The following is a 12318-nucleotide window of genomic DNA, read 5'->3' as shown; positions in this document are numbered from 1 at the left end:
GGATTGTTTTGCAAACTGGAGTGGGGGACGTTTCAGATGCAGCAGGTGTTTAAGAAAACTTCGATTGCGCTCGGTATCGCCGCGGTAGCGGCGATCGCCGGCGCCAGCGTGTTCGCGTTGAACGGCGGCGGCAGCGCCGGCGTCGCCGGGATCGGCGGCGCGCCCGCGCCGACGAGCAGCAGCGCCGAGCGCGCGACCAACCGCTATATCGTCCTGTACAAGGACGCGCCGTTGAGCGCCTACAAGGGCGGCCTGCAGGGCCTGCCGGCGCCGGCGCGCCTGGAAGCGCGCGGCGCGATGACCGGCGTCGCCGCCGCGAGCGAGGGCCGCATCGACGTCAAGAGCGCCGATGCGCGCAACTACGTCCACCACCTCGACCAGATGCAGAGCGGCTACGAGCAGCGCATCGACCGCGTGCTCGGCCGTCAGCTGCGGGTCGAACGGCGCATGCGCCACGCCCTCAACGGCATGGTCACCACCTTGTCGCAGAACGAAGCGGCCAAGGTCGCCTCGATGCCGGAGGTGCTGCTGGTCGAGGAATACCGCGAATACGAAATGGCCACCGACACCGGCCCGACCCTGATCGGGGCGCCGGCGTTGTGGAACGCCACGCCCACCGCGTATCGCGGCGAAGGCATGGTCATCGGCGTGCTCGACTCGGGCATCAACTTCGGCAGCCCGTCGTTCACCGCGGTGGACGAAACCGGTTATCAGCACATCAACCCGCTCGGCACCGGCAACTACCTGGGCACCTGCGCGCCCGGCGGCGTCGACGCCGGCCGCTGCAACGATAAGTTGATCGGCGGCTACGACTTCGTATGCGCCTCGCGCGCCAACCAGTGCGGCCAGCCCGACATCCGCGAAGAACCCGGTTTCGGCGACACCAACGGTCACGGCAGCCATGTCGCCTCGACCGTCGCCGGCAACGTGCGCACCGCCATGTTCCGCGGCCGCGAAGTGCATCTGTCCGGTGTCGCGCCGCGCGCCAACATCATCGCCTACGACGTCTGCTACACCAAGATCTCGACCAGCCAGGGCCTGTGCCCGAACGTGTCGGCGGCCGACGCGGTCGATCAGGCGATCGCCGACGGCATCGTCGACGCGATCAACTACTCGATCGGCGGCGGCAACAATCCGTGGAGCGAAGCGGTCTCGCTGGCGTTCCTCAACGCCACCGACGCGGGCATCTACGTCGCCGCCGCGGCCGGCAACGACGGCCCGGTCGCGGCCAGCACCGGCCATCTGGAACCGTGGGTCGCCACCACCGCCGCGGCGACGCACGGCCGTGGCGATTTCGCCTATCTGTTGCAGGTCACCGGCCCCGGCGCGGTGCCCGCGCCGTTGCAGGCGGTGCTGTTGACCGAAGGCAACAGCGGCACCCCGTTCACCGCCGCGCTGCCCAATACCACGCCGCTGAGCGTGAGCGCGGGCTTCAACACCGGCGACGACGGTTGCGTGGCGTACCCGGCCGGCACCTTCACCGGCAAGACCGCGCTGATCCGCCGCGGCACCTGCAGCTTCGTCATCAAGGTCAACAACGCGGTCGCCGCCGGCGCCACCGCGGTGGTGATTTCCAACAACGTCGCCGCGGCGATTTCGCCGACGGTGGCGGGCACCACCGTGCCGGTGTTCGGCGTGACCGTCGCCGACGGCGACGCGATCCGCAACTTCGCCAACGGCAACGGCAACACCACCACCGCCGGCATCAGCTATCCGACCACGCCGCTGCCGAACACCCCCGACGTGCTGGCCGATTTCAGCTCGCGCGGCCCGGCCGGCGCGTTCGATCTGGTCAAGCCCGACATCACCGCACCGGGCGTGTCGGTGCTCGCGGTCGTCGCCGGCGCCACCATCAGCGGCAGCGAGAACGAGATCGGCCTGAAGGACGGCACCTCGATGGCGTCGCCGCATCACGCCGGCGCGGCCTTGCTGGTGCGCCAGGTGCAACCGACCTGGACCGTCTCGGAGGTCAAGTCGGCGCTGATGATGACCGCCAAGCAGGAGGTGTTCAAAGAAGACTCGGTGACCCCGGCCAACGCGTTCGCGATGGGCTCGGGCCGAGTGCAGATCGATCAGGCGATCAAGGCCGGCCTGGTGCTCAACGAGACCACCGCCAACTACCGCGCGGCCAATCCGGCCACCGGCGGCGATCCGTCCAGCCTCAACCTGCCGAGCATGGGCAAGGCCAAGTGCGCCAACAGCTGCACCTTCACGCGCACCTTCCGCAACACCCTGAGCACGCGCCAGACCTGGAACGTGCGAGGCGAGGGCCTGAGCGTGGTGGTGACGCCGCTGTCGCTCGTGCTCAATCCGGGCGAGAGCAAGGCGGTCAAGGTGACCGTGCTGAGCAGCTCGCTGCCCAAGGACGGTTCGTGGAACTTCGGCAAGTTGGTGCTGACGCCGCAGGGCGGCAACACCACGCAGCCGACCTTGCGCCTGCCGATCGCGGTCTCGGTGCCGCCGCCGGCGGTGGCGTTGAATCCGGGTCAGGTCGCACTGAGCCTGCCGGCCGGCGGGAGCGGTTCGATCAACTTCCGCATCGACAACACCGGCGGTTCCGCGCTCGACTACCAGATCGACAACACCGGTTCGGGCACCCGCACCTACATCGACGCACCGGCCGGCGCGGTCAGCAGCGGCTTCCGCAGCACCCAGTACACCGATCCGGCGACCGCCGGCAGTCCGGGCCAGTATTCGGCCGACGATTTCACCGTCACCGAAGCGACCCAGATCACCCGGCTGTTCACCCAGGGCTTCGTGTCCAGCGGCCAGCCGCTGGCGACGACTTCGACCGGTCTGACCTGGATGATCTACCGCGATGTCGGCGGCAACCCCGAAGGCAATCCGCAGACCAGCCCCGGCGCCGCGGTGTGGAGCTACTCGGCGTTGCCGACCGGCGCGGGTGTAACGGTCACCGGCGCGAATATCGCGTTGAACCTGGCCACGGCCGGGCAGAACGTGAACCTCGCTCCGGGCCGTTACTGGCTGATCGTGTATTCGCGCAGCACCTTCGCCAACCGCTGGGTGTGGTTCGCCTCCAACACGGGCGACACCATCTTCCGCGCGATCACCCCGGGCACCGCCGGGACCGGCGTGTGGAACGCGAGCACCGGCTTCGCCGGCCAGGCCTTCAACCTGCAGGGCGCCAACGCCTGCGGCGCGTCGTGGATCGGCGCACCGGACCGCGCGTTCGGCCGGCTCAACCCGGCCGCGGGCGTCAACACCCAGGTGCAGATCAGCGCCGCCGGCCTGACTCCGGGCGCCCGCGTGGGCTACGTGTGCGTGGCCAGCAACGATCCGCTGCGGCCGAAGGCGGCCCTGCGCGTCGCGCTGACGGTCACGGCGGCGCCCTGATCGCAGGCGGCAACGGCTGAACCCGGCACCGCCGCCACCCGGCGGCGGTGCCTTTCGATCGGACCGGCGTCGCGCCGGTCCATTCCCGCATTCCGCGGGCCGTCGCGCGCTTCGCCGCGGCCCGCCCTGTTTCAGGGGTCTTCATGAAGAACATGCAGCTTTCCGTCCTCGCCGCCGCACTGATGCTGGCGAGCACCTCGGCCTGGGCCGGTTCGACCTGCCAGGTCGACGACGGCCTGGGCAACGTCGATTCTGCCGGCGCCACCGCCAACGGCGTCGACGCGACCGCGTGCGGTCCGGGCGCCACCGCCGACGGCTTCGGCAGCGTCGCGGTCGGCTCGGGCGCGCAATCCACCGGCGATCTGAGCGTCGCGCTCGGCCAGGGCAGCGTCGCCACCGGCCAGGCCGCCTCGGCGCTGGGTTCGGGCAGCACCGCCAGCGGCGATCAGAGCGTGGCCAGCGGCATCGGCGCCAACGCCAGCGGCCTGGGCAGCGTCGCCAGCGGCACCGGCGCGACCGCCAGCGGCGACCAGAGCGTCGCCACCGGCAGTTCCTCGACCGCCGCCGGCCTCAACGCCACCGCGGTCGGCGCGGCCGCCACCGCCAGCGGCGACAACAGCGCCGCGCTGGGCAACAACGCCAACGCCAATTCCGACAACAGCGTCGCGGTCGGCAACAGCGCCAGCGCGACCGCCGCCGACAGCGTGGCCCTGGGCAGCAACTCGGTCGCCGATCGCGCCAACACCGTCTCGGTCGGCTCGGCCGGCGCCGAGCGCCAGATCGTCAACGTCGCCGCGGCCACCGCCGACACCGACGCGGTCAACCTGTCGCAGCTCAACACCGTGACCGGCGCGCTCGGCGGCGGCGCCAGCTTCGGCGGCGGCGTGTTCACCCCGCCGACCTACGTGATCCAGGGCGGCAACTACAACGACGTGGGCTCGGCCTTCGCCGCGGTCGACGGCCGCCTGACCGACCTGTACACCCGGGTCGGCAGCGGCGCGGCCAATTCGGTGACCTACTCCGATCCCTCGCAGACCCAGGTCAACCTGCAGGGCGCGGGCGGCACGCGCGTGTCCAACGTCGCCGCCGGCACCGCGCCGACCGACGCGGCCAACGTCGCCCAGGTCCAGGCCGGCGACGCGGCGACCTTGAGCAGCGCCAACGCGCACGCCGACGCCGGCGACGCCAATACGCTGCGCAGCGCCAACACCTACACCGACTCGCGCGTGACCCAGATGCTGGCCGCGCCGACCGAAGCGGTGAACCGCCTGCGCGACGACATGAACTGGCGTTTCAACAAGCAGGACCAGCGCATCGACCGGATGGGCGCGATGACCTCGGCGATGGTGCAGATGTCGGCCAGCGCCGCGGGCCTGCGCACCACCAACCGGGTCGCGGTCGGCGCCGGTTTCCAGGGCGGCGAGCAGGCCTTGTCGATCGGCTACCAGCGTGCGATCAGCGATCGCGCGACGGTCACCGTCGGCGGCGCGTTCAGCGATTCGGAAAGCTCGGTCGGCATCGGCGCGGGCTTCGGCTGGTGATTGCGATGATGACTCGGTCGATTGGGTAAAGCTTTCGGCCGATTCGTACACTGCGATGCGATAGATGACGGCGCCCGCGAGGGCGCCGTTTTTTTTAAGCTGAAAACATCGCGAGCGTATCGATACGGGGTACGCGGCAGTTGCATCGGCCGTGGATGCATGCCACTGGGATGCGGGGATTCGAAGCGGCGGAACGAAAGGCGTCGGGGCTCAAGCCCCTCCCGCAAAAGACTTCGGGCTTGCGTCGATCTGTATTGATAGCGGGTATGTGCGATCGCATTGAATCGAACCGAATCGAATCTACTCAAGCCGCATTGCAAGCACGAAGTTTTTTGTGGGAGGGGATTCATCTCCAACGCTCTTCGCTCAGCTCGCCGCGACGCAACACGACACATCGATTCCATTTCAGTAGCGACTGCGGATGTGTGCGATCGCTTTGAACTGAATCGAACAGAATCGAATTGAGCCGAATCGAATCGAGGCCCGCCAAGCCGCATCGCAAGCACGAAGTCTTTTGTGGGAGGGGATTCATCCCCGACGCTCTTCGCTCAGTTCGCCGCGATGCAACGCGGCACACCAGTTCCATACGCACAAGCACGGCGGCAACCAATCCCGTTCGCGAAAAAACCCATTCGCAATGCGCGAAGCGCCGCATCCCGATTCATGAGGTTGCGGCGCTGAAACATGCAAAAAAGCCATCTGCAACCGCACCGGAACTGTGGCAATGATCACGCCGTAACTTTTCGCTCTCGCGCAGTGTGTCGGCAGGTGGGGACTGCCTGCCGGGGACGCAAGCGAATCGGCCGACGCATGCAGACGCGCCGGCGGCTGCGTTCGCGGCGCGCGCGCCGGCGTTCGCCGGAGCCGATGCTCCCTCCCGACTCTGGACCGCGACGTGCCTGGACAGGGCAGGCATGGAGGCGGTCTCTTCGCGAACGAACGTGGAGGACCTCTCGATGCCACATGCAGTCAATCGATTGACGATCGCCGTCAGCCTGATCGGGCTGGCCGCGCTCGCCGGGGCCGCGGTACGCGGCCTGAGCAGCGACCGGCCGGCCGACGCCGGCGCGATCGGCGGCGCGCCGTCGCCGCAACGCGCCGACAGCGGCCTGGAGACGCACACCAGCCGCTACATCGTCCTGTACAAGGAAGCGCCGCTGAGCACATACCACGGCGAAATCGCCGGCCTGCCCGCGCCGCAGCGCCTGGCCGGCGCGCAGAACGCCAACAGCGCCGCGGCCAGGAGCGCCGGCGGCGGCACCCGCCGCATCGACGTCAACAGCGCCCAGGCGCGCAGCTACGTGCGCCATCTCGACACCGTGCAGCGCGATCACGAACGCGGCATCAGCTCGCTGATCGGCCGTCCGCTGGCGATCGAGCGGCGCATGCACCACGCGGTCAACGGCGTGGTCACCCGCATGACCCAGAACGAAGCCGCGCGCATCGCCAAGTTGCCCGGCGTGGAACTGGTCGAGGAATACCGCGAGTACCCGCTCGCCACCGACGTCGGCCCTCAGCTGATCGGCGCGCCGGCGTTGTGGAACGCCAACCCGACCAACTTCCGCGGCGAAGGCGTGGTGGTCGGCATTCTCGATACCGGCATCAACTTCGGCAGCCCGGCGTTCGCGGCGATCGACGACACCGGTTATCATCACGTCAATCCCAACGGCAGCGGCAACTTCATCGGCACCTGCGCGCCCGGCGGCGTCGACGAAGGCCGCTGCAACGACAAGCTGATCGGCGGCTGGGACTTCGTCTGCGGCCCGCCCGGCAACACCTGCGGCGCCGCCGGCATCCGCGAGGAACCCGGCTTCGGCGACACCAACAGCCACGGCAGCCACACCGCCTCGACCGCGGCCGGCAACGCCTGGACCGCCAACTTCAAGGGCCGCAACATCCGCATCTCCGGTGTCGCCCCGCACGCCAACATCATCGCCTACGACATCTGCTACACCATCGCCGCGACCAACCAGGGCCAGTGCCCGAACACCTCGGCGGTGGCGGCGGTCGACCAGGCCATCGCCGACGGCGTGGACGTCATCAACTACTCGATCGGCGGCGGCGATTCGCCGTGGGGCGAAGCGGTCTCGCTGGCCTTCCTCAACGCGTCCGACGCCGGCATCTTCATCGCCGCGGCGGCCGGCAACGACGGCCCCGGCCCGAACACCACCGGTCACCGCCAGCCCTGGACCTCGACCACCGCGGCGGCCCAGCACGGCCGCGGCACCTTCGCCTATCTGCTGCAGGTGACCGGCCCCGGCGCCGTGCCGCCGGCGTTGCAGGCGATCGAACTGACCGAGGGCAGCGGCGGCACCGCGTTCACCGCGTCCCTGCCGCCGACCACGCCGCTGCGGGTCAGCGCCGGCATCGACGCGGCCGACGACGGCTGCAACCCGTTCGCCGCCGGCACCTTCAGCAACGCGGTCGCGGTGATCCGCCGCGGCACCTGCAACTTCTCGGTCAAGATCCAGAACGCCACGGCCGCCGGCGCGGTCGCGGTGGTGATCGCCAACAACCAGCCGACCCTGACCACGCCGAGCGTGCCCGGCACGACGATCCCGGCGTTCCTGGCCGCGCAGACCGACAGCAACGCGCTGCGCGATTTCGCCGCCGGCAACGGCAACACCGCCACCGGCGGCATCGGCTTCCCGCCGTCGCCGATCCCGAACACGCCCGACGTGCTCGCGGCGTTCAGTTCGCGCGGACCGGCCGAAGGTCTGGATCTGATCAAGCCCGACGTGACCGCGCCCGGCGTCAACGTGCTCGCGGTGATTTCCGGCACCACCCTGACCGGCAGCGAGAACGTGGTCGGCCTGCTCAGCGGCACTTCGATGGCCTCGCCGCACCAGGCCGGCGCCGCCGCGCTGCTGCGTCAGGCGCAGCCGAACTGGACCTCGGCCGAGATCAAGTCGGCGCTGATGATGACCGCCAAGCAGGAGGTGTTCCGCGAAGACGAGGTCACCCCGGCCGACGCGTTCGACATGGGCTCGGGCCGCATCCAGGTCGATCGCGCCACCCAGTCCGGTCTGGTGCTCAACGAGACCACCGCGCGCTTCCTGGCCGCCGACCCGGCGACCGGCGGCGACGTGTCGGCGCTGAATCTGGCGAGCTTGGAAAAGAGCCACTGCGTCGGGTCATGCACCTTCAAGCGCACCTTCCGCCACGCCCAGGGCAAGCCTGAATTGTGGCTAGCGCAGGTCAAGGGCCTCAACGGCATCGCCTTCCCGCCGATCTTCGTGTCCGCGCAGGGCAGCAGCACCACGGTCAGCGTGCTGGTGCTGAGCCAGAACTTCGCCAAGGACGGAAGCTGGCACTTCGGCAAGCTCGAGCTGCAGCCGCTGTTGAACCGCAACTCGCCGCAGCTGCATCTGCCGATCGCGGTCTCGGTGCCGCCGCCGGCGATCGCGCTGGCCCCGCCGCAGGTCGCCCTGACCCTGCCGGCCGGCAGCCGCGGGTTCGCCGACTTCAGCATCGGCAACACCAGCGCCGCGCCGTTGGAGTTCCAGGTCGACAACACCGGCACCGCGTCGCGCACCTTGATCGACGCCAGCGCCGAAGGCGTCAACAGCGGCTTCCGCAGCACGATCTACACCGACCCGGCCAGCGCCGGCGTGCCGGCGCAGTTCTCCAGCGACGATTTCACCCTGGCTGAAACCACCAAGCTGTCCAAGCTGTTCTCGGCGGGCTTCGTTTCCAGCGGGCAACCGCTGGCGAGCACGGCCGCGAACCTGACCTGGGCGGTGTACGCCGACAACGCCGGCAACCCGAGCAGCAACCCGCTCGCCGGCAACGCGGTGTGGAGCTACACCGCTGCGCCGACCGCGACCGGCGTGAGCGTGCAGGGCGCCGACATCACCCTGGACCTCGCCGCCGCCGGCCAGAACGTCGAACTCGCGCCGGGCCGCTATTGGCTGGTGGTGAGCGCGCGCACCAGCTTCGCCAACCGCTGGGTGTGGTTCGCTTCGAACACCGGCGACAACCAGTTCCGCACCATCGCGCCGAACGCGGGCGGTGCCGGTGCCTGGGTGGCGGGTGCGGGCTTCGCCGGCCTGGCCTACAGCATCGACGGCCAGAGCGAGTGCGGAGCGCCGTGGATCGGCGCGCCGCAGCGGGCGTTCGGCCGGGTGCCGGGCAACGGCAGCGTCGCCAACCGGGTGCGCATCAACACCGCCGGCCTCGCGCCGGGCGCGCACAGCGGCTACGTGTGCGTGGCCAGCGACGATCCGATCCGGCCGAAGGTGGCGTTGCGGGTGGCGTTGACGGTCACCGCGCGCTGAGTCGTTGCATTTGAAAAGCCGGGTCCGTGCGCGGGCCCGGCTTTTTGTTGGGTGTCGTGCGCATCGGATTTTGGTGGGCACATTCGTACCGATGTTTACGCGATCGATCGGCGCGGTCGTTTCATTGACGCGGGCGTCGGCCGGTTTCGCGCTGGACGTGGTGTCGCGGTCGCGGTTCGCTCCGTGTAGGAGCGGCGCGAGCCGCGACCGCGAAAATTCAACGACGACGAATCGCGAAAGCGCCCGCGCGACCCACTCGACCGCGCCTCACCACTCCCGCCATTCCTCGGTAATGTCCTCGCCGTCGGTACCCAGGCCGGCCAACGCCGCCGCGCCCAGGATCAACTCGCACAACCCTTCGCGCTGATCGGTCTCGATCAGGCTGTGCCCGCAGCGCGCGTTGAGCGCATTCAAGCCCAGCACCGCGTCCTTGACCGCGCCGTGCGCGCCGGCCGCGTCGCCGCGCTCGGCCGCAGCGGCGATGGTGTCCAGGAAGCGGTCGATGATGCCTTCGCACTCGTCGATCTGCTGCACGCTGTAACCGGCGTCGACGCCGTCCTGCGCCAGGTCTTCGCGGTAGCTGCGCATGCCGTCGAGGATCTCGCTCTTGAGCTCGACGTAATTGTTCGTTTCCACCTGCACCTTGTCCTCCATCGTGGCGATCCGTGGCCGGCGCCGCGTGAGTTCGCGGCGTCGCCTTGCCGCGATGAGTCTATCGGTTCGACATTGCAGGCAGTGCGACACCGGCCCGGTCCGCGGTCGCGCAAGCGCTGTGACCGATATCGATGGTTGAGGTGTTCGCGCGCGGGTCGCATTGACGGCGCCCGGCCGGCATGCTGCGTCCGAGGCGGTCGCCGATCGCCCGAGCGGGGTGGGGCAGGGCCGGGAACGGCCGGTTCAGGCGGTTTTGCTAGACTGCCGGCCGTGACCCGCCGTCCGCAAAAACGGTGCCGACGCGCCGTAACCCGGACAATTATCGGACGTGGTGCCGTGCAGAAACCGCAGATTCCCGCAAACGAAACCGCGCGCCTGGAAGCGCTGCGCCATTACGGCGTCCTCGACACGCCGCCGGAACAGGACTTCGACGACCTCGTCGCGATCGCCGCGGCGATCTGCGACGTACCCACCGCGCTGGTGAGCCTGATCGACGCCGATCGCCAATGGTTCAAGGCGCGCATCGGCCTGGACGCGCAGCAGACGCCGCGCGATCTCGCGTTCTGCGCCCATGCCATCCTCGAGCCGAACCGGACCATGGTCGTGCCCGATGCGCGCAACGACGAACGTTTCTTCGACAGCCCGCTGGTGACGGACGATCCGCATATCCGTTTCTATGCCGGCTCGCCGCTGATCACGCCCGGCGGCGAAGCGATCGGCACCTTGTGCGTGATCGACCGCGAGCCGCGCGAATTGCAGCCGCATCAGTTCGACGCCTTGCAGGCGTTGTCGAAACAGACCTCGCGCCTGCTGGAACTGCGCCGGGTCAGCCGCGCGCTCGCCCAGCAGTTGCAGGAAAGCGATTGGTACGAGCACAAACTGCTGCAATACCAGGCCGAACTGGAAGCCAGCAACGCCGACCTGACCGCCTTGACCCGCACCGATCCGCTGACCGGCCTGCCGAACCGCCGCGCCTTCGCGCTGGCGCTGGAGCAGGCGGTGGCGCGCAGCGACGCGGCCGCGCCGCTGCAGGTGGCGGTGCTCGACATCGATCATTTCAAGCTCATCAACGACGTCCACGGCCATCCCGAAGGCGATCGCATCCTGCAGGCCGTGGCCGACACCTTGCGCCTGTATTCGGCCGGCCCCAACAGCGTCGCGCGCTACGGCGGCGAGGAATTCCTGATGCTGTTCGAAGCGCCGTCGGCGCAGGCCCAGCTGCAATGCGAATTCGTGCGCGAAGCGATCGCCAACCTGCCGGTCGGCTTGCCGCTGACGGTCAGCATCGGCCTGGCGAGCTACCGCGCGGGCGAGGAGACCGCCGCGACGTTCGCGCGCGCGGATCAGGCGTTGTATGCGGCCAAGCGCAATGGGCGCAATCGGGTGATTGTTGCCGAGGACGCGTAACGTTCAGTTCGCAGACGCAGCTTCCCGAAGCGTTTCCCCCTTTGGAAAGGGGGGGGCGCTTTTACTCGCGGATCGCCGCGTCCTGCACGAAAAGCGAATCGCCCGCGCGAACCGGCCAAGTACACACATCGAGCCCGCGCAGCGCGCCGCCCCCTTTTCCAAAATGGGCTGATTGACGGGTTGCGCTGCGAGCACGAGATGGGGCGGCAATTCCAAACAAAAACGCAGCTGCCCGAAGCATTCCCCCCTTTGGAAAAGGGGGCTAGGGGGATTCGCTTTTACCCGCAGATCGCCGCGCTCCGCCCGAAGAGCAAATCCCCCACGCGCGAGTAAAGTACAGGCATCATGCTTGCGCAGCGCGCAGCCCCTTTTTCAAAGGGGGCGAATTGACGCAGCGATTGCCAAGCTGACTAACTCTGGCGGCTCGGTGTCCCGCTCGCATTGGCGCTCACCGATACACCCGCTCGCGCTCCGCCTGCAAACGCTGACGCAGATACTCGTCGCGGGTCACGCCGCCGGGAATCTGCTGCATCGCCAACACCTCGGCGACCACCACGCGTTCGCGTTGCTTGTAGGCCTGGAACTGCGGGTCGTGCTGCTGCTGTTCGATCCACTGCTGTTCGCGGCGCTGCGCATCGGCGCGGTAGCGCGCCGCCAGTTGCTGCACCATCGCCGCCTGCTGCGCTTCGTCGGCGACGGTGGCCTGGATCAGGCCGACCCGCAGCAGCATGGATTCGCCGGCCGACAGTTCGCTCGCGTTTTCGTAGCGTTCGATGTCCTGGCGCAGCGTCTGCGCGCGGCGTTCGCGTTCGGCCGGGCCGAGCGAGGCGGCTTTGCGGAAGAAGTCGTGGGCATCGGCCTGGAACTGCTTGCGCTGCTGGTAATCGCGCGCTTTCGGCGTCGCCAGCAGGTTGTGCAAGGACGGATCGGGTTTGCCGGTGGCGCGCGCGCCGGCGGCCGCGGGCGCGGCGTCGGCGCGGGCCGGACGCAGCGGGTTCCAGCCCAGGCTGACCGCCGCGGCGCAGGCCGCGACGGTCAGTGCAAGACCCAGCATGAGGATGTTGCGATTCATGCCTTATCGTCTC

6 protein-coding genes are annotated in these 12318 nt (G+C 69.0%); 4 read left to right on the top strand and 2 right to left on the bottom strand.

The genetic code is table 11. The features are described 5' to 3' along the window. Positions 1 to 36 precede the first annotated feature (36 nt). The 3 genes from KME82_RS16125 (at position 37) to KME82_RS16115 (ending at position 9172) form a co-directional block, all read left to right on the top strand. Positions 37 to 3354, top strand: coding sequence for a S8 family serine peptidase (locus tag KME82_RS16125; protein WP_215494960.1), 3318 nt, complete (start codon positions 37 to 39; stop codon positions 3352 to 3354). 152 nt (positions 3355 to 3506) lie between these two features. After that, the gene (locus KME82_RS16120; protein WP_252255363.1) at positions 3507 to 4895 is read left to right on the top strand and encodes a YadA-like family protein; all 1389 of its coding nucleotides are present in this window, start codon (positions 3507 to 3509) and stop codon (positions 4893 to 4895) included. A 956-nt stretch (positions 4896 to 5851) separates the two neighbouring features. Next, positions 5852 to 9172 carry a S8 family serine peptidase gene (locus KME82_RS16115; RefSeq protein ID WP_215494958.1) on the top strand — a complete coding sequence of 1107 codons (3321 nt, stop codon included), beginning with the start codon at positions 5852 to 5854 and terminating at the stop codon, positions 9170 to 9172. A gap of 267 nt (positions 9173 to 9439) precedes the next feature. Here the strand turns inward: KME82_RS16115 and KME82_RS16110 are convergent, their stop codons facing one another. Beyond that, positions 9440 to 9826, bottom strand: coding sequence for a hypothetical protein (locus KME82_RS16110; RefSeq protein ID WP_215494957.1), 387 nt, complete (start codon positions 9824 to 9826; stop codon positions 9440 to 9442). A 336-nt stretch (positions 9827 to 10162) separates the two neighbouring features. Between KME82_RS16110 and KME82_RS16105 the strand changes: the two genes are divergently transcribed. Next, positions 10163 to 11233 (top strand): sensor domain-containing diguanylate cyclase, encoded by a 1071-nt coding sequence (locus KME82_RS16105; RefSeq protein WP_215494956.1) that lies wholly within the window; start codon positions 10163 to 10165, stop codon positions 11231 to 11233. Between the two features lie 448 nt (positions 11234 to 11681). Here the strand turns inward: KME82_RS16105 and KME82_RS16100 are convergent, their stop codons facing one another. Continuing rightward, entirely contained in the window at positions 11682 to 12305 is a 624-nt protein-coding gene (locus KME82_RS16100; RefSeq protein ID WP_215494955.1) for a hypothetical protein, read from the bottom strand. Between the last annotated feature and the right edge of the window lie 13 nt (positions 12306 to 12318).

The sequence above is a fragment of the Lysobacter capsici genome, from assembly GCF_018732085.1.
GTDB lineage: Bacteria > Pseudomonadota > Gammaproteobacteria > Xanthomonadales > Xanthomonadaceae > Lysobacter > Lysobacter capsici_A.
Note: the sequence above shows the minus strand (reverse complement) of the source record. Positions and strands in the feature narration are given on the sequence as shown.